The following is a 17,439-nucleotide window of genomic DNA, read 5'->3' as shown; positions in this document are numbered from 1 at the left end:
GTCTCATCCCCCGGCTGCGGTGCGCACGGCATCCCAGAACGGATTGGCAAAAATCAGGATCAGGGCGACCACGAAGCAGTAAATACCGGAAGACTCCACCATGGCCAGGCTGACGAACAGCGTGCGCGACAAAGTGGGCGCGGCATCGGGCTGCTGCGCAATGGCCGCCATGGCGGCGGCAGCGGCCCGGCCCTCGCCCAGAGCCGCGCCAAACGACCCGATGGCGACCGTCAGGCCGGCCGTCAGGATGGAGATCAAGGCAACAAGGGTCAGTTCAGTCACGGCATGTCCTCTGGTGAGACCTCGGGGCTGGAATCCGCCATCACGGATGAAATGTATACGGCCGCCAGAATGGCGAAGATGTACGCCTGGATGAAGCCAACCAGCAGGCTGAACAGATCCATGACGACCGGAAAGAAGAACGGCGCGATGCCCAGCAGGATGGCCGCGATGACGGCGCCACTCATGACGTTGCCATACAAGCGGATGGACAGCGACACGCCTTTGGAGAGTTCACCGATGAGGTTGAAGGGCAGCACGATGATGGAGGGCTGCGCCAGCCGGGCCAGGTAGTGCCGCACCCCGCCATGCATGATCCCGAACGCGGGCACCGCCAGCAATACGGCCAGCGTGAGCGCCACGGTGGTGGACAGCGAGCCCATGGGAGAGCGGAATCCAGGGATGATGGCCAGCAGGTTGGCCGCCGCGATGAACAGGAACAAAGTGCCGGAAAAGATCATGACCTGGCGCACCGCGGTTCGGGTAACGGCGTGGATCTGCCCCTGGATCAGCTCGACCATGACTTCGAGCGCATTGCGCCAGCGGCCCGGCGGCACGTCGGGGCGCAGCCGGCGCGTGACGAGCCAAGACACCCCGACCAGCACCGCCATGACGATCCAGGTATTGACGATGGTGGCATTGAGCCGCAGGCTGCCGATTGCCACCACGATACTGGTATCGGGCGTGAGTTCCATTCAGCAGCCCCCCTTTGGAAAAGGCCCATGGCGTACGCTGCGGACGCGATGGACGATCACCCAGCGCGCCAGGAAGAACGCCAGCAAGAACCCGGCAGGCGCCCATAGCGGATGCACCGTGTGCGCCAGCCCCAGGGCCGCCCCCAGCAACAGCGCGGCACGGCCAAGAAAACTGGCTGCCAGGATCAGCGCCGGCCGGCGGCTGCCCAGGGCACGACGCATACCCCACCACAAGCCGAGAAAGAACAGCAGGCTGACGGGTAGCCCGACGGCAAAGCCGAGCAACAGGGCGGACGCATCAATCATGATCGGTTTCCTTGCCGGACGGATGGCCCGGCCCGGGATGATCGTCGCGGGCACGGCGGCTTTCGCGGCTGACCCAGTTCGATACCACGATGATACCAATTACGAGGCCACCCAACATGAGCGCGATCGGCCACGAGAAAGGCTGAGGCGCCACCCGGTCGAGCCACAGGCCCAGCAGGGCCCCGCCCACCGTGGGGATGGCCACCGACCAGCCGATGACGCCAAAAGCGCTCAGGCCCTGCAGGCTGCTGAACGGCGGCCGCCTGCGGGCATGGCTCATGCGCTGCGCCTGGCGGCGAATCGGGTCCAGGGAGGTGTCGTCATCGGGCGTCATGGGGCGGGTTTTCTCAAATCGCTGAAATGGCGCAAGATGCCGATTTCAAGGCGCGACAGGGCGGTGCGTGCAACCCGTTCGGTTTCATCCACCCGCTTGAAGCTGGACTCGAGCACCCCCGACAACGTGTCGAGGTCATCGCCCTGCACGCCGCGCTGTATCGAAATATCGACCTGATGGCCCCACTTGACCAGCAAGCCATGATCGATCCCGAAAAACGACTCGCGGCCATCTGGGCCACGCAGCACCAATATGGAAGGCACCAGCGACGCCACGTGGTCGGCATGATTGGGCAGCATGCCGAAGGCCCCGTTTTCGGCCACAGCCTGCAGACTGACGGCCTCGCCCTCGAACAACAAGCGTGTGGGCAGGCGCAGGCTGACGCGCATGCTGCGGCTCAGGCTCATGCAGCGGCCTCCGGGCCCTGCAGGGCACCCTTCATGTAGTAATCCATTTCGTTGTCGCTGAAGCGGATCTGTTCCAGAATGGTTTCACAGCCGGCCAGCGTCTGCAAGATCGGCACGCGCTGGCCGGGCGTGCCACTGAACTGTTCGGCCACATGAAAAGGCTGGGTCAGGAAACGTTCGAGGCGCCGAGCGCGGGCCACCACGGCACGATCCGCTGCGGAGAGTTCCTCGAGCCCCAGCATGGCGATGATGTCGCGCAGCTCTTCGTACTCGGCCAGCGTACGCTGTACGGCCCGCGCGATTTCATAGTGGCGATCACCCACCACCGCCGGCGTCAGCATCACCGAGGTCGAAGCCAGGGGATCCACGGCTGGATACAGGCCTTCGGCGGCCCGCTTGCGCGAGAGCACGACCGAGGCCGACAGGTGCGAAAAGATATGCGCGGCCGCCGGATCGGTGAAGTCATCGGCCGGCACGTAGACCGCCTGTACCGAAGTGATCGCACCGCGATGGGTCGAGGTGATGCGCTCTTGCAACGCCGCGAGTTCGGTCGCCAAAGTGGGTTGATAGCCCACCCTGGAGGGCATACGCCCCAACAGGCCAGACACCTCGGCCCCGGCCTGGACGAACCGGAAGACGTTGTCCATGAGCAGCAGAACGTCTTGCTGCAGATCGTCGCGAAAGTATTCGGCCATGGTCAGCGCCGATTTGCCCACCAGGAAACGAACGCCTGGGGCTTCGTTCATCTGGCCAAACAACAGGACGGTCTTGTCGCGTACGCCCGCCTCGCCCATCTCGCGGTATAGTTCTTCGGCCTCGCGCGAGCGCTCGCCAATGCCGCAGAACAGGCTGACGCCCTGGTAATGCTGGACGGTGTTGTGGATGAGCTCGTTGATGAGCACCGTCTTGCCCACGCCGGCCCCCCCAAACAGGCCCGCCTTGCCGCCGCGCCCGATGGGTGAGAGCAGGTCGATCGCCTTGATGCCGGTCTCGAGCAGTTCATCCTGCACCACCCGATCTTTCAGCGGTGGGGGCGGCCGGTGAATCGGGCGCCGGATTGTGGCGGCCGGTTCGGGCCCGCCATCGAGCGGCCGGCCGAACATGTCGAGCATGCGCCCCAGCACGGCCTGACCCACTGGAACCTGAATCGGCTGGCCAGTCGCCTGAACGGACGCCCCGAGGCCCAGCCCCCGCACGGACGCAAGGGCCAGGCACCGTACCCGGCCGGCACCCAGCAAGGTGGCGACTTCGAGCGGCAAATCGCCCGCCAGGAGCATGTCCTGGATGCGCGGGCTGGGGCCCGGGAACACGGCATCGACCACATCGCCGCGGATGCGGACCACCTTGCCCCAATGAGGCTCTGCAGCCATCAGCCCCCCCAAGCCGTCTCAGGATGGCCATGCACCTGCGCAGGCCAAGCCCATGACCGACCTTAACCGATTGCGAGCTTTGCCGCCACATCGACGAGGCGGCGGGTCTGATGGGCAATGGCCGCTTTGTTGTCGTCCGTCAGTGGCTGACCCTGGGTGTGGCTGAAGCCATACGGATTGCCCCCCGACTTGAAGATGGATTGGTCCGTAAAGCCTGGCGCCACCACGATGCCGCCCCAGTGGAATACCGTGGTGTACATGGAAAGGATCGTCGCTTCCTGCCCACCGTGGGTATTCTGGGCCGACGACATCGCCGACATAGGCTTGTTGGACAGGCTGCCCTGCGCCCATATGCCCCCCAGGGTGTCGATGAAGGCGCGCATCTGGCTGGCCATCACCCCGAAACGGGTAGGGGCTGAAAACAAGTAGGCATTGGCCCATTCCATATCCTGGGGCGTGGCCACGGGGATCGAAGCCATGCGCTCGGCCTGGGCTTTCCAGGCGGCCTGGCCAGCCACGACCTCGGCGGGCGCCGTTTCTTTTACCCTGAGCAGGCGGACTTCGGCGCCGGCCGCGCGCGCCGCCTCGGCGGCGACTTCGGCCATTTCATGGTTGGTGCCATAGGTCGAGTAATACACGATGGCCAGCTTGACGCTCATTATTTCGCTCCTGTGCGTTATTTGAAAACGGGCGGGCAGCCAGAACGGCAAGTGCCGTCTGGCGCCACACTTCTGAATGATTCATTCATCATAGCCGCTGCAGATAGAAAGAAAAACAGCAACAATGGCATTATATAGTTCCATATATGAGACAATGCCCTTATGACGTCGCTCGACCTGTACGCCGATGATCTGATCTTGTTCGCCCACATCGTCCAGGCGGGTACCTTCACACTCGCCGCCGAACAGACCGGCTTGCCCAAATCCACCCTGTCCCGACGCCTGTCCGACCTCGAAAACCGCCTCGGCGAGCGGCTAATGCAGCGCAGCACCCGTCGTCTTACGCTGACCGAATTCGGCGAAAAAATGCTCATGCATGCGCAAAATATCCATGATGCGGCTGAATCCGCCGCTGACCTGGCACGCAACCGCCAGACCATCCCCCAGGGCATCCTGCGCGTTTCGCTACCGCCCGAATTTCAGGAATTCGGCGTCGTGCCCATCCTGGACCAATTCACGCGGCGCTACCCGCAGGTCCCCATCGAACTCGACCTGTCTGCGCGCCGGGTCGACCTGATCACCGAACGGTTCGACCTGGCCATCCGGGCCGCCACGCGCCTGCCGGACGACAATGCCCTGGTCGCCCGCCACCTGGTCACCATGGGCGGCGGGCTGTACGCCAGCCCCGATTATCTGGCACAACATGGTACTCCGGCGCGGCCCGACGACCTGGCCCACCACGCTGGATTGCTGCTGATCGCCAGCGACGGCCGCCCACAAATGTGGCGCCTGATGCAGGCCCAGCAGATCTGGGAAGGCATGCCCCAGCAGCGCCTGGCCGCCAATTCCATCGGTCTGCTGCGCGCCCTGGCTGAGCAAGGCCATGGCATCGCAGGCCTGTCGGAACCATCGGCTGCCGATCTGGTGCGGCAAAAGCGCCTGAGCCGGGTCCTGCCCGACTGGGCGTTGCCCGCCACGACCTTATGGTGCGTAACCCCCGGGCGCCGGCTGCTGCCGCAGCGCAGCCTGGCATTCATTGCGCTGCTGAGGGACATGCTGCGGTAAGGCTGGGCCCGGTGAGACCCGCCAGACGCAACGCGCGCCATCAACCGCGCCATGGATTGACCTCATTTTTTGCGCAGATCCTTTACATACACGCCTGCCTCGCGGCGATCCACCTCGAACAAGCCAATCGCCGTGACCAGCTCGCTGAGCTTGGCGTATCCGTAGTTGCGTGAATCGAAGTCGCCTTCGGCCCGACTGATATATTGGCCCACGGCACCCAAAGGCGCCCAGCCAGCCTCATCGGAGGCGGTCTCGATACCCTCGCGGACCAAGCGCAGCAAAGTGGTATCGCCACGCAGCTCGAGACTGGAACGCGGACTTGGCTTGGCAGGCAGGCCTGTCTCGGTCTTTACGGCAAAGACTTCGGTGTAGATGAAGCGATCACACGCCGCCACAAATGGTCTGGGCGTTTTCTTTTCCCCGAAGCCGTATACAAAACAGCCCGATTCCCGGATGCGGGCAGCCAGCCGCGTGAAATCACTGTCGCTGGACACCAGACAAAAGCCAGAGAAATGCCCCATGTACAACAAATCCATGGCATCGATGATCATGGCGCTATCCGTGGCGTTCTTGCCCGTCGTATAGCGAAACTGCTGGATGGGCTGGATGGAGTATTGCAGCAGTGTTTGTTTCCACTGACCCAGGTTCGGCGTGGTCCAATCGCCATAGATCCGCTTGACGCTGGCGACGCCCAGTTTGGCGACCTCGGCCAGCAGGCCTTCGATAATGGACGCCGGCACATTATCGCCATCGATCAAAATGGCCAGGAATTGGGTTTTACTCGCAGAATCGGGCATTCGGGGTTCCTTGGGTAGCGTACACGGGCACTCAGGGGTGGATGAAATCGGGTGCAAACCGATGGTATCAGAGCAAGCGCACGGCAAACGGATGCGCCGGGTGCCAGCGCCCCAAAAATCGCTTTGCAATGAGCCGGGTTCGTGAAAAAATAAGATACATCAAAACCTGCGCAGTACCCACCCAAGAGGCCCAATATGCGAGCCAGCCGTGGGTTTTATCTGGTTTCAACCATACTGCAGTTGATCTGCTGGGTTGCCATGATCTGGCCAGGCGCCCTGTTGGCCAATCGGGTCGAGCCATTGATTTGGGGCTTGCCATTCATTTTCTTCTGGTACATCGCCTGGATCTTCATCATGTTTCTCGGGCTGGTGGTGCTGTATTTCGTCGAGCACCTCAATAAAGGCCCATGATGCCCGACTGGATCATCGTCACCACGATCACCGCAGCGTACCTTTTGGCCACACTGGTCATTGGCGTACGCGCCCGCCGCAGTGGTGAGCAAAACACTCTCGAAGAATACGTCACGGGCACCCGCAGCCTGGGGTTGGTGCTCATGTTCTTTATCATGGGCGCTGAGATTTTCTCGGCCTTCGCCTTTCTGGGCGGGCCAGGCTGGTCTTACAGCAAGGGGGCGCCCGCCCTGTATATGCTGGCGTACACGGCGCTGATGGCAAGCCTCGGCTGGCTGATCGCGCCACGTATCCACCAGATGGCGCGGCGTCTGGGCCACATGACCCAAGCCGACCTGCTCGCAGACCATTTCAAGAGCAAGGGCCTGGCGGTGTTCATCGGCATCATCAGCATTCTGGGGCTGGTCCCCTATCTCACGATCCAGGTGGTCGGCACCGGCCTGATGTTTCAGTTTGCCACCGACGGGCGCATTCCGTTCTGGCTCGGCTCATTGCTGGCCACCCTCATCGTGACGCTTTACGTCTACACCAGTGGCTTGCGCGGCATCGGCTGGACCAATTTCTTCCAAGGCGTACTCATGGTGGCCATCGCCTGGGTCCTCGGGTTTGCCGTGGCCAACCAGCTATATGGCGGCATCACGCCGATGTTCCAGCGCATCGCCGAGCAAGCCCCGCAGTACCTCACCATTCCCGGTGGCGGCGCACCCGTCCCATGGGCAGCGTTTTCCAGCGCGATTCTGGTAAGCGCACTGGGCGCGTGGATGTGGCCACATCTGTTCATGCGTTTTTACTCAGCCAAAAGCGTGCGCACCTTGAAAAAAAGCTTGATGTTGTATCCGCTCTTTGTCTACGTGATGGTGCCGATCCTGATCATCGGCTTTGCGGGGATTTTGCTGTATCGCGACGCCCCCCTGCAGAACCCGGACACTGTGCTCCTGGACATCGTAGTAAAAACCGCACATTTCTCACCCTGGCTCGTGGGCCTGATGCTGTCCGGTGCTCTGGCGGCCGCCATGTCGACCGGCGCCAACATCGCCCACAGTGCGGCCACCGTCGCCGCACGCGACATCATCGCACGGCTTCGCCCGATGCACGATGCCAGCGTCCTGCGCCTGACCCGGCTTCTGGTCGTGCTGATCTCGGCCGCGGCCTACTCGCTTGCGCTGCTCAATCCGGCCTCGCTGGTCACGACCCTGCTGGGCGCCTATGGCGCCATCGTGCAGTTGCTGCCCCTGACGCTGGCTACTTTGTTCTGGCCCCGCGCGACGCGCAGTGGCGCATTCGCCGGCCTGACCTGTGGGACACTCGTGACCCTGCAGTTCGATTTTGTCTGGCCCCCACCCTATGCCATCAATGCCGGCATCTGGGGGCTGGCGGTGAATATCGTGGTACTGCTGGGCGTCAGCGTTGTGACCGCCTGCTTACCCACTCGATCAGAACAGGGTTGACGCCAACCTGGCGCAGCGAATTGACATGCACATCGTCTATGACAGCCACGCAGGGACGTGTCCCACCTGGGCGCGCCCCAGCAGCCACTTTACGTTGGTCATACACATGATACGGCCATGATCGACCGCGTGGACTGCCTGGTCATTGGCGCCGGCGTGGTGGGCCTGGCCGTGGCCCGGGCCTGCGCGCTGGCGGGGCTGGAGACCATCGTGGTCGAGGCCGAGTCAGCGATCGGCACTGGCACGAGCTCGCGCAACAGCGAGGTGATCCACACTGGCCTCTATTATGCCCCCGGCTCGCTGAAAGCGCGGCTGTGCGTGCGTGGGCGCGACCTGCTGTACCACTACTGCCGCACGCACGGCGTAGCCCATGATCGCTGCGGAAAGCTGATCGTGGCTACCCATGATGGCCAGATCGCGCAGCTTCGGCAACTTGAGCAGCGAGCCCACCGCAATGGCGTGGATGACATTCATTGGCTGACAGCCGCGCAGGCTTGCCGCCTGGAGCCCGAATTGCATTGCATCGCCGCGCTGGCATCCCCGTCGACAGGAATCATCGACAGCCACGGCCTGATGCGGTCCCTGCAGGGTGACTTCGAGGCGGCCGGCGGCATGGTCGCACTGTGCTCCACCGTAACCGGCGGCACGCTCCACGCGGGGCGCGGCGTAATGCTGCGGGTCGCGGAAAACCGCCATCGGAATGCCGACGCGCCCACCCATGCCCACCGCGCCCACCCAGCGGCCCCGCCCTCGGCCACCCCAGGGCAGACCACGGACATCATCGCCCAATATGTCTTCAACTGTGCTGGACTGTCGGCGTCGGCCGTTGCCGCCTGCATGGATGGCATGCCAGACGCCTGCATTCCCACGATCCGATATGCCAAGGGCAACTATTATGGCTATAGCGGCCGGAATCCATTTTCGCGCTTGATCTATCCAGTGCCGGAGCCCGCAGGCCTGGGGGTGCACCTGACGCTGGATCTGAACCGGCAGATCCGGTTCGGACCCGATGTGGAATGGATCGATACGGTGGACTACACAGTGGCGCCGGGGCGCGCCCGGCAATTCTATGGCTCGATACGCCGCTACTGGCCTGGCCTGCCAGACGGCGCCCTGCGCCCCGACTATGCCGGCATTCGGCCGAAGATCCAGGCACCCGCCGGCACCGAAACCGACTTCCTGATCCAGGGTATCGAGACGCACGGCATACCCGGGCTGGTACACTTATACGGTATAGAGTCACCCGGGCTGACTGCGTCCCTGGCCATCGCAGAGCATGCGCTGGCCGTCGCTGGAATCAGGCCCTGAGGCCTAGCGCCCCCACCGGATGAGGCATGCCGGCACCTGGCGCAGAAGGCGTATCCATCGTCTTGCACATGAGGGGCTCGCATGCGTATGTTCACCGTCTATAAAAACCAGATCAACGGTTATACGGACGCAGTCAAACAGGGGTTTTCCTGGCCTGCCCTGTTCTTCGGCCCCTTCTGGATGCTGGTGAAGCGGTTGTGGGGCATGGCCATCCTGTGGTTTTGCCTGCTGATTGCCATGGCCCTGGTCGGTCAGTTCCTTGAGACAGCCACACAAAGGCACGTCCAGGATCCAGAATCGCTCGACACCCTGCTCTGGATCACGCTGGTTGCGATCGCAATCGACATTTTCCTATGGCTGTACCCCGCATTCCGTGGCAACCGCTGGCGTGAAGGCCGCCTACTACGAGGCGGCTACATACCCGTCGCGACACTGCGAGCCCGTAACCCGGATGCAGCCATTGCGACTGCGATTGCAGGCGTGATGGCCTGAATCGCCGTCGAGGCCGACAAACCAAAAGAAAACGGCACCCTGGATGCCGTCTTGATTACCGTATCTGCTTGATTTTATTGATGTTCTGGCGGAGAGGGTGGGATTCGAACCCACGGTACGCTATTCACGTACGCCTGATTTCGAGTCAGGTACATTCGACCACTCTGCCACCTCTCCGGCTCGACCGCGGTCAAGACGCGCATTCTAGCATAGATCCTGTGGTGGCCAGGCCCCTGCCAACAGGTCTGCACCACTGAAAACCGACCCCGAAAACCGACCCATTGTCGAATGCCGCGCGAGATCCTATAGTAACCACAAGGACACAAGGATTTTTCTGCCGGAGGGCACCATGGAGCTGCAAGCCCTGAATTACGTGGTGGACATCGATGGCGACGGCCAAATCGCAGGCTGGGAAGCCGTACACGCCGTCAAGTGGGGCTTTTCCCTTCCAGGGCGGTTGATCATCGAAGGCCTGGGCCACATCCCCATCGTGGCCGACACCTTAGGCATCCAGGCGTCAGCCGCTACGGGGTACGCCAGCTTCAACAGCCTGCTGGCCACCATCCTGAACCTGCTGTTCTGGGTGCTTTTGTTTCTGCTGATCACCCACATCGGGGCCAACAAGAAAACGGTCGATCCCGAACCCCCCGAAACAGAAGGCAGCCCATCGCGCTATCGGGGGCCCAAGGTTTCCAAGCCGCCCATGTAGGGTTGCAGCACCGGCGGCACGGCGACACGGCCATCGGCCTGTTGCCAGTTCTCCAGTACGGCCACCAGGGCGCGGCCCACGGCTACGCCGGAACCGTTCAACGTATGCAGGTATTCGGGCCGCGCTTTGGGGCCTTCGGGCCTGAAGCGCCCATGCAGCCGGCGCGCCTGGAAGTCCAGGCAATTGGACACCGAAGAGATCTCGCGCCAGGTGTTCTGTGCCGGCAGCCAGACTTCCAGATCGTAGGTCTTGGCCGCCGCAAACCCCATGTCGCCCGCGCACAGGGCCACGACCCGATAGGGCAGGCCTAAGGCCTGCAGCACGTGCTCTGCCTGGCCGACCATTTCATCCAGCGCCTGCCATGACTGCTCGGGCCGCACGATCTGCACCATTTCGACCTTATCGAACTGGTGCTGCCGGATCAGCCCACGCAAATCACGCCCCCCGCTGCCGGCTTCCGAGCGAAAACAGGGCGTATGCGCCGTCAGGCGCAGCGGCAGGTCGGCCGCATCGAGGATGCGGTCGCGCACCGTACCCGTCAGGGGAATTTCCGCCGTGGAAATCAGGTACAGGTCTTCATCCTGCCCTTCGTCATCCGGCGTGCTGCCATGCCCCCCACGGGTGACCCAGAACATGTCATCCTTGAACTTGGGCAACTGCCCAGTCCCGTACAGGGTGGCGCTGTTGACGATATACGGGGTATAGCACTCCTGGTAGCCATGCTGCTCGACGTGCAAGTCCAGCATGAATTGGGCCAAGGCCCGGTGCAGGCGCGCAACCGGCCCGCGCAGCAGCATGTAGCGGGCGCCGGCCAGGCTGCGGGCGGCCTCGAAATCCAGCCCCAGCGGCTCGGCCAATTGAACGTGGTCACGCACCTCGAAGCCCGGCCCCGGCGGATTGCCCGCGGGATCGGCGGACCCCGGCAGCCAGCGGCGCACCTCGACATTGCCGCTTTCGTCCAGGCCGTCGGGCACGCTGGCATCGGGCAGGTTTGGCAAAGTGAGCAGCCAATCGGTCAGTTCTTTCTGAATCGCTGAAAGCGCTTGCTCGAGCGCCTTGAGCTGCCCGGGAATCTGCTGGGACTCGGCCATGAGCTCGCTGGCATCCTCACCCCGGCCCTTGCGTTGGCCAATCTGCCGGGCCAGCGCGTTGCGCCGGGCCTGCAGGGCCTCGGTGTCCACCTGCACCGCCTTGCGCCGGGCCTCGAGGGCCTGATAGCGCCCCGTATCGAACGTCAGGCCCCGCCGGGCCAGCGCATGAACGACGTGGTCAGGATCCTTGCGCAGCAGATTGGTGTCTAGCATGGTGTCGGGCAGATGAAAATCGTCAAAGCCGGTATTGTAGGCAATTACTTCTTGTGCGCCGCATCCAGGCTGCGCAGGAACGCAAGCTTCTCGGCGATCCGGGTCTCCAGGCCGCGCGGCACGGGCCGGTACCACCCGGGTTCATCCATCCCTTCGGGTAGATAGGTTTCACCAGCGGCATAGCCATTCGGTTCGTCATGCGCGTAGCGGTACGCATGGCCGTGGCCCAGCTCCTTCATGAGCTTTGTAGGCGCGTTCCTGAGGTGCGCGGGCACTTCGCGGCTTTTGTCGTGCCTGACGAAGGCGCGCGCCTGGTTGTAGGCGGTGTAGCCTGCATTGCTTTTCGCCGCGACAGCCAGGTAGATGACCGCTTGGCCCAGTGCCAGTTCTCCTTCCGGGCTGCCCAGGCGCTCGTAGGTGAGCGCGGCTTCGTTGGCGATCTGCATCGCGCGCGGGTCGGCCAGGCCGATGTCTTCCCAGGCCATGCGCACAATGCGCCGGGCCAGGTACCGGGGATCCGCGCCGCCATCCAGCATGCGGGTCAACCAGTACAACGCGGCATCCGGATGCGAGCCTCGAACGGACTTGTGCAGCGCGGAGATCTGATCATAGAACTGGTCGCCGCCTTTATCGAAGCGCCGGCTGTTCAGCATCAGCGCATTTTGCACGAAATGGGCATCAACCTGCGTGACGCCCGCGACACCCGCAGCCGTACTGCACTGTTCGAGCAGGTTGAGCAGCCTTCTGGCGTCGCCATCGGCGTAGCCGACGACGGTGTCCGTCGCCTGTTCGTCGAGCACCAGCCCGCCCAAGGCCTGCAGGGCACGCGCCAGCAGCTGCTTCAGCTCTGGCTCGCTGAGCGGCTGCAGGACGTATACCTGAGCCCGCGACAGCAGCGCCGAGTTCACTTCGAACGAGGGGTTTTCCGTCGTGGCGCCGATAAAGGTGACCAACCCGCTTTCCACGTAAGGAAGCAGCGCGTCCTGTTGGGCCTTGTTGAACCGGTGGATTTCATCCACGAACAGGATGGTATGCCGGCCCGCGGCCAGGTTCTGTTCCGCCTGCTGCATGGCGGCGCGAATATCCTTTACGCCCGAAAACACGGCCGATAAGGCGATGAACTCGCAACGGAAGGCGGTTGCCGTGAGCCGTGCCAAAGTGGTCTTGCCCACCCCCGGCGGCCCCCAGAACAGCATGGAGTGCGGCGTACCCGATTCGAGCGCCAGACGCAGCGGCCGGCCCGGGCCCAGCAAATGCGCCTGACCCACCATTTCGCCGACATTGCGCGGGCGCAGGCGCTCGGCCAGCGGTGCACGAACCGACACCGGCGCCGGATGGGCCGACGGGTCGGGCGGCAGGAGGTCGCCTTGTGGCGTCATCAGTTCATCCGAACCAGGTCGGCGCCCGCCGGGACCTTGAAATCAAATGTATCGTCGGGCAGGGCCACCTGGACCTGAAGGTCTGAAAAATCGATCTGCGTGGTCTGCCCAAACGCGTCCAGGAGTTCGAGGCGCCGGGGGAGATGATCGGCCAGGCCGATATCCACGTGCACGAAACCCGCGTCGGCGTTACGCGGCACGGCACGCAGCCATTCGAGCCCGTCGCGGGCGGGCTGGTCCTGCAGGTCGAACGCGTCGGCCAGAGACCCCGAGCCAAACAACAAGGCGGCCGGTGAGGCCCCGATGGCCTGGTCTGCCTGCCGCTCGGTGACCTGTTCGAGATCGGGGTCGTATTGGAACACGCGCTGACCGTCCGAGACGATCAGCTGCTCATGCGGCTCGAGCGTGTGCCAGCGGAACCGCCCTGGGCGCTTGAAGGCAAACTGCCCACGCTGTGGCGCGACCCGGGCCGCCTGGCCCGGATTGGCCTGCTGTTCTTGCCGGAATTGGCCGGTGGCGGACTGGACTTGATCGACGAATGCCTGCAGTTGCGCCCTGGCGCCCTGGGCGGCCATGGACCCTGCAGGCGCGAGCAGGACAAGAACCAGCACGCACAGGCTTGCGCGCAGCCACCAGGCCGCCGTATCCCGCCGGATTTGGACCCGCCCCGGAAAACACGTTGGGTCGTTCATTCGTCATCCCCCTGAGCGCCGGCCGGGACAAGAATTTCACGGTTGCCGTTGGGCTGCATGGCCGATACCAGGCCAGAGCGCTCCATTTGGTCGAGCAGGCGGGCCGCCTTGTTGTAGCCGATGCGCAAGTGACGCTGCACCAGCGAAATCGACGCCCGCCGATTCTTGAGGACGATGGCCACCGCTTCGTCGTACAGGGGTTCGGACTCGCCATCCGCAAGCCCCGGGATACCCGCAGCCGCCGCATCCGCATCGAGTTCTGTCGTGCCCTCGAGCAAGCCCTCGACGTAGTCGGGCTCGCCCTGCTCTTTGAGCGCATCGACCACGCGATGGACCTCGTCGTCGTGCACGAAAGCGCCGTGCACGCGAACGGGCACGCTGCTGCCCGGGGGCTGGTACAGCATGTCGCCCTGCCCGAGCAGCGTCTCGGCGCCCATCTGATCCAGTATGGTGCGCGAATCGACCCGCGAAGATACCTGAAAGGCGATGCGCGTGGGAATATTGGCCTTGATCAGCCCCGTGATCACGTCCACGCTGGGCCGCTGCGTCGCCAGGATGAGATGGATGCCCGCCGCACGCGCCTTCTGTGCCAGGCGGGCAATGAGCTCTTCGACCTTCTTGCCCACGACCATCATCAGGTCGGCCAGTTCGTCGATCACCACCACGATGTTGGGCAGGGTCGACAAGGGTTCGGGCGCATCCGGCGTCAGTGAAAACGGGTTGGGCAAAGGACTGTCCTTCTTTTGGGCCTCACGCACCTTGGCATTGAAACCGGCCAGGTTGCGCACCCCCAGCTTGCTCATCAGCTTGTAGCGGCGCTCCATCTCGGCCACACACCAGTTCAGCGCGTTGGCCGCCTGGCGCATGTCGGTGACCACGGGCGCAAGCAAATGCGGGATGCCTTCGTAGACCGACATTTCGAGCATCTTCGGGTCGATCAGGATCAGACGGACCTGGCCGGCGTCGGCCTTGTACAGCAGAGACAGGATCATCGCATTGATGCCCACCGATTTGCCCGAACCAGTGGTACCGGCCACCAGCAGATGCGGCATTTTGGCGAGGTCGGCCACCACCGGATGGCCGGCGATGTCCTTGCCCAGGGCCATGGTGAGCAAAGAGGCGCTGGAATGATAGACCTGCGAGCCGAGGATCTCTGACAGGCGCACCACTTGGCGGCGCGGATTGGGCAGTTCGAGCCCCATGAGATTCTTGCCCGGAATGGTTTCCACCACCCGGATGCGCACCAGGCTCAGGGCGCGCGCCAGGTCCTTGGCCAGGTTGACGATCTGGCTGCCCTTGACCCCCGTGGCCGGTTCGATCTCGTAGCGGGTGATGACCGGCCCCGCCTGGGCCGCCACCACGGTGACATTGACGCCGAAATCGGACAGTTTCTTTTCGATCAGGCGCGAGGTGTACTCGATGGTTTCGGGCGAGATCGTTTCCTGCACCTGTTCGACCGGATCGAGCAAGGAGAGCTCTGGCAGGCTGCCGCCCATGGCTGGATCGGCGGCAAACAGATTCTGCTGCTTTTCCTGCTGCACCCGCACGGACTTGGCCACGGTGGTGACCGTGGGCTCGATACGGACCGGCTGCTCGTGGACCATGTGCGTCTGGCGCGTTTCCACGGATTCTTTGCGCTCGGCCTGCGCAACAGCCCCCACCTTGCGATCCTGGCGGGCATTCTTGAATTCGAGCAGGCGCATCCAGGCGCGCTCGAGCACGAAACCCAGCCGCTCGCAAAGAACCAGCCAGGAAAACCCGAAGAACAGACTGGCCCCCATGACGATCAGGGCGAGCAACAGCAAAGTGCCACCGGCCCGCCCAAGGAGGTCGGCCAGCGCCCACGCCAGCAGCTGCCCCAGCTGGCCGCCCGCCCCGGCTGGAAAGCCCGACCCCCAGACCGGCAGGCGCAAGGCCTCGATGCCCATGCAGCCCACGAACAGCAGCACGAACCCCAGGCCGGATTCCCAGCGCACACGGGGCAAGGTGTCGGGCACCGCGCCTGGCAGCACAACCCGGGTGAGACGATAAAAGCCCTTGATGAGGCGCTTGAGCAGCAACAGCACCCATAGCCACGCGCTGGCCCCGAACAGGTAGTAGAGCAGATCGGCCACATGGGCGCCGAAAGTGCCGCCCCAATTGCGCACCACCCCGGCATGGACGGCATGCGACCAGCCCGGATCGGAAGCCGACCAGGTGGCCAGCACCAGCACCAGCCAGCAGCCCACGGCGGACAGCATGATCCAGCGGGCCTCGCGCACGAGGCTCGTGAGACGTGTCTGCATCGGAGAAGGCCCGTTGCGCACATTGCGGGATGCGCGCGAAGCGGCTGCCGGTAATCTTGCCATCACGACATTATAATTGGCGAGACGAACTGGAAGGATTTTCTGCTATGTCCAATGTAAAACACGCCAAACTGATGATATTGGGCTCCGGCCCCGCGGGCTATACGGCAGCCGTGTATGGCGCGCGCGCCAACCTGGATCCCGTGCTCATCACCGGGCTTGAACAAGGTGGCCAGCTGATGACCACCACCGAGGTCGACAACTGGCCGGCCGATGCCCAGGGCGTTCAGGGGCCAGAGCTCATGCAGCGCTTTCTGCAGCACGCCGAGCGCTTCAACACCGAGATCGTCTTCGACCACATCGCGTCGGTCGATCTCTCGGGTCATCCCTTCGTGCTGACGGGCGACACGGGCAGCACCTACACTTGCGATGCCCTGATCATCGCCACGGGGGCATCGGCCCAGTACCTGGGGTTGCCGTCAGAGCAGGCGTTCATGGGCCGCGGGGTCTCGGCCTGCGCCACCTGCGATGGCTTCTTCTACAAGAACCAGGACGTCGTCGTGGTGGGCGGGGGCAACACCGCCGTCGAAGAAGCCCTGTACCTGTCCAATATCTGCCGCAGCGTCACCCTGGTGCACCGTCGCGACCAGTTCCGTGCCGAACCCATCATGGTCGACAAGCTCATGGCCAAGGTAGATGGCGGCAACATGAAACTCGCCTTGTTCCACGAACTCGACGAAGTGCTGGGCGATGATTCCGGCGTCACAGGCGTGCGGCTGCGCAACAATCAAACGGGCGACACCCACGAACTACCCGTGATGGGGGTGTTCATCGCCATCGGCCACACGCCGAATACCCAGCTGTTCGCCAACCAGCTCGACATGCAGGATGGCTATCTCATCACCCGCAGCGGGCAGCAGGGCCTGGCGACCATGTGCTCCGTCGAGGGCGTGTTTGCGGCGGGCGACGTGCAGGATCACGTGTATCGCCAAGCGATCACCAGTGCCGGCACCGGCTGCATGGCAGCGCTGGACGCCCAGCGCTGGCTCGATACCCGATCCAGCTGAGTGGGCAAGACCCTCATCCATTCCCTGGCCGAATTCAAGCGCCTGCAGGCGCTCGACAAGCCGGACGCCCCCGCCGCGGCCCCACCCAAGGCGGCTGCCTCGCCCGGCCGGGCACCTGCCCGGCCCGCCCCCCCGGGGCCGTCTCCCACCCCGCTCGACGAACCAGATCGCGCCCTCTTCCGGCAGGCCATGCGCCATGTGCGCCCCCTGCCCGATCGCGGGCCCCGCGCACGCGCCCGGCCGCGCCGCGAACCAGAGTCCTGGCTGCAGGCACGGCGCCAGCACGCGCAAGGCAGCCCCGCCCCCCATGACAGCCCGCGACGGGTGACCCAAGCCCCCCCAGAAGCCCCCCTGCGCCCCCACACGGCCGTCCATGACCCCGATGCCCGGGCATTCCTGCAAGCCGGCTGCGGCACAGACCTGCTTCGCAAT

The 17,439-nt window shown here is 63.9% G+C and carries 19 protein-coding genes, 1 tRNA gene and 1 pseudogene; 8 read left to right on the top strand and 13 right to left on the bottom strand.

Annotation, left to right across the window (positions count from 1 at the left end):
• Window positions 1-3: 3 nt before the first annotated feature.
• The 7 genes from WCZ84_RS03810 to wrbA form a co-directional block, all read right to left on the bottom strand.
• The gene (locus tag WCZ84_RS03810; RefSeq protein WP_372684932.1) at window positions 4-282 is read right to left on the bottom strand and encodes a F0F1 ATP synthase subunit C; all 279 of its coding nucleotides are present in this window, start codon (window positions 280-282) and stop codon (window positions 4-6) included.
• Entirely contained in the window at window positions 279-974 is a 696-nt protein-coding gene (locus tag WCZ84_RS03805; RefSeq protein WP_372684931.1) for a F0F1 ATP synthase subunit A, read from the bottom strand. Before WCZ84_RS03805 ends, WCZ84_RS03810 begins: the two co-directional genes overlap by 4 nt.
• Window positions 975-1,280 carry an ATP synthase subunit I gene (locus tag WCZ84_RS03800; RefSeq protein WP_372684930.1) on the bottom strand — a complete coding sequence of 102 codons (306 nt, stop codon included), beginning with the start codon at window positions 1,278-1,280 and terminating at the stop codon, window positions 975-977.
• Window positions 1,273-1,614, bottom strand: a complete 342-nt coding sequence (locus WCZ84_RS03795) for an AtpZ/AtpI family protein (RefSeq protein ID WP_372684929.1) — start codon at window positions 1,612-1,614, stop codon at window positions 1,273-1,275. Before WCZ84_RS03795 ends, WCZ84_RS03800 begins: the two co-directional genes overlap by 8 nt.
• Window positions 1,611-2,021: a F0F1 ATP synthase subunit epsilon gene (locus WCZ84_RS03790; RefSeq protein ID WP_372684928.1), complete on the bottom strand. Its 411-nt coding sequence runs from the start codon at window positions 2,019-2,021 to the stop codon at window positions 1,611-1,613. The genes WCZ84_RS03795 and WCZ84_RS03790 overlap by 4 nt, the downstream gene beginning before the upstream one ends.
• Window positions 2,018-3,391 (bottom strand): F0F1 ATP synthase subunit beta, encoded by a 1,374-nt coding sequence (gene atpD, locus WCZ84_RS03785; RefSeq protein ID WP_372684927.1) that lies wholly within the window; start codon window positions 3,389-3,391, stop codon window positions 2,018-2,020. The genes WCZ84_RS03790 and atpD overlap by 4 nt, the downstream gene beginning before the upstream one ends.
• Window positions 3,392-3,453: 62 nt before the next feature.
• Window positions 3,454-4,050 (bottom strand): NAD(P)H:quinone oxidoreductase, encoded by a 597-nt coding sequence (wrbA, locus tag WCZ84_RS03780; protein ID WP_372684926.1) that lies wholly within the window; start codon window positions 4,048-4,050, stop codon window positions 3,454-3,456.
• 162 nt (window positions 4,051-4,212) lie between these two features.
• On the opposite strand from wrbA, the gene WCZ84_RS03775 reads away from it, so the two are divergent.
• Window positions 4,213-5,115 carry a LysR family transcriptional regulator gene (locus tag WCZ84_RS03775; protein WP_372684925.1) on the top strand — a complete coding sequence of 301 codons (903 nt, stop codon included), beginning with the start codon at window positions 4,213-4,215 and terminating at the stop codon, window positions 5,113-5,115.
• A 62-nt stretch (window positions 5,116-5,177) separates the two neighbouring features.
• On the opposite strand, the gene WCZ84_RS03770 is transcribed toward WCZ84_RS03775, so the two are convergent.
• The gene (locus tag WCZ84_RS03770; RefSeq protein WP_372684924.1) at window positions 5,178-5,912 is read right to left on the bottom strand and encodes an NYN domain-containing protein; all 735 of its coding nucleotides are present in this window, start codon (window positions 5,910-5,912) and stop codon (window positions 5,178-5,180) included.
• Between the two features lie 195 nt (window positions 5,913-6,107).
• On the opposite strand from WCZ84_RS03770, the gene WCZ84_RS03765 reads away from it, so the two are divergent.
• The 4 genes from WCZ84_RS03765 to WCZ84_RS03750 all read left to right on the top strand — a co-directional run bounded on the left by WCZ84_RS03765 (window position 6,108) and on the right by WCZ84_RS03750 (window position 9,571).
• The gene (locus WCZ84_RS03765) at window positions 6,108-6,323 is read left to right on the top strand and encodes a hypothetical protein (protein ID WP_372684923.1); all 216 of its coding nucleotides are present in this window, start codon (window positions 6,108-6,110) and stop codon (window positions 6,321-6,323) included.
• Window positions 6,320-7,771 (top strand): sodium:solute symporter, encoded by a 1,452-nt coding sequence (locus tag WCZ84_RS03760; protein WP_372684922.1) that lies wholly within the window; start codon window positions 6,320-6,322, stop codon window positions 7,769-7,771. Before WCZ84_RS03765 ends, WCZ84_RS03760 begins: the two co-directional genes overlap by 4 nt.
• Window positions 7,772-7,888: 117 nt before the next feature.
• Complete coding sequence (locus WCZ84_RS03755) at window positions 7,889-9,079, top strand: NAD(P)/FAD-dependent oxidoreductase (protein WP_372684921.1); 1,191 nt, start codon at window positions 7,889-7,891, stop codon at window positions 9,077-9,079.
• 81 nt (window positions 9,080-9,160) lie between these two features.
• Entirely contained in the window at window positions 9,161-9,571 is a 411-nt protein-coding gene (locus tag WCZ84_RS03750) for a DUF2628 domain-containing protein (RefSeq protein ID WP_372684920.1), read from the top strand.
• Between the two features lie 86 nt (window positions 9,572-9,657).
• On the opposite strand, the gene WCZ84_RS03745 is transcribed toward WCZ84_RS03750, so the two are convergent.
• Window positions 9,658-9,748: transfer RNA gene (locus tag WCZ84_RS03745), tRNA-Ser, on the bottom strand.
• 172 nt (window positions 9,749-9,920) lie between these two features.
• Between WCZ84_RS03745 and WCZ84_RS03740 the strand changes: the two genes are divergently transcribed.
• Window positions 9,921-10,280, top strand: coding sequence for a hypothetical protein (locus WCZ84_RS03740; RefSeq protein ID WP_372684919.1), 360 nt, complete (start codon window positions 9,921-9,923; stop codon window positions 10,278-10,280).
• Here WCZ84_RS03740 and serS read toward each other — a convergent pair.
• Genes serS through WCZ84_RS03720 form a run of 4 tightly spaced genes read right to left on the bottom strand, consistent with a single transcriptional unit; the run spans window position 10,244 to window position 16,003 of the window.
• A complete protein-coding gene (serS, locus tag WCZ84_RS03735; RefSeq protein WP_372684918.1) occupies window positions 10,244-11,584 on the bottom strand; it encodes a serine--tRNA ligase in 1,341 nt (446 codons plus the stop codon). The genes WCZ84_RS03740 and serS overlap by 37 nt on opposite strands.
• A gap of 44 nt (window positions 11,585-11,628) precedes the next feature.
• Complete coding sequence (locus WCZ84_RS03730; RefSeq protein WP_372684917.1) at window positions 11,629-12,963, bottom strand: replication-associated recombination protein A; 1,335 nt, start codon at window positions 12,961-12,963, stop codon at window positions 11,629-11,631.
• Window positions 12,963-13,655 carry an outer membrane lipoprotein chaperone LolA gene (gene lolA / locus WCZ84_RS03725; protein WP_372684916.1) on the bottom strand — a complete coding sequence of 231 codons (693 nt, stop codon included), beginning with the start codon at window positions 13,653-13,655 and terminating at the stop codon, window positions 12,963-12,965. The genes WCZ84_RS03730 and lolA overlap by 1 nt, the downstream gene beginning before the upstream one ends.
• Window positions 13,652-16,003 carry a DNA translocase FtsK gene (locus tag WCZ84_RS03720; RefSeq protein ID WP_372684915.1) on the bottom strand — a complete coding sequence of 784 codons (2,352 nt, stop codon included), beginning with the start codon at window positions 16,001-16,003 and terminating at the stop codon, window positions 13,652-13,654. The genes lolA and WCZ84_RS03720 overlap by 4 nt, the downstream gene beginning before the upstream one ends.
• Before the next feature lie 44 nt (window positions 16,004-16,047).
• On the opposite strand from WCZ84_RS03720, the gene trxB reads away from it, so the two are divergent.
• Entirely contained in the window at window positions 16,048-17,007 is a 960-nt protein-coding gene (gene trxB, locus WCZ84_RS03715) for a thioredoxin-disulfide reductase (RefSeq protein ID WP_372684914.1), read from the top strand.
• A pseudogene (locus WCZ84_RS03710) lies at window positions 17,008-17,439 on the top strand (hypothetical protein); the annotation flags it as partial.

Origin of the sequence: Castellaniella sp., assembly GCF_041675725.1 — a bacterium.
Taxonomy (GTDB): domain Bacteria; phylum Pseudomonadota; class Gammaproteobacteria; order Burkholderiales; family Burkholderiaceae_B; genus Castellaniella.
This window is presented reverse-complemented; position numbering and strand designations above follow the sequence as displayed.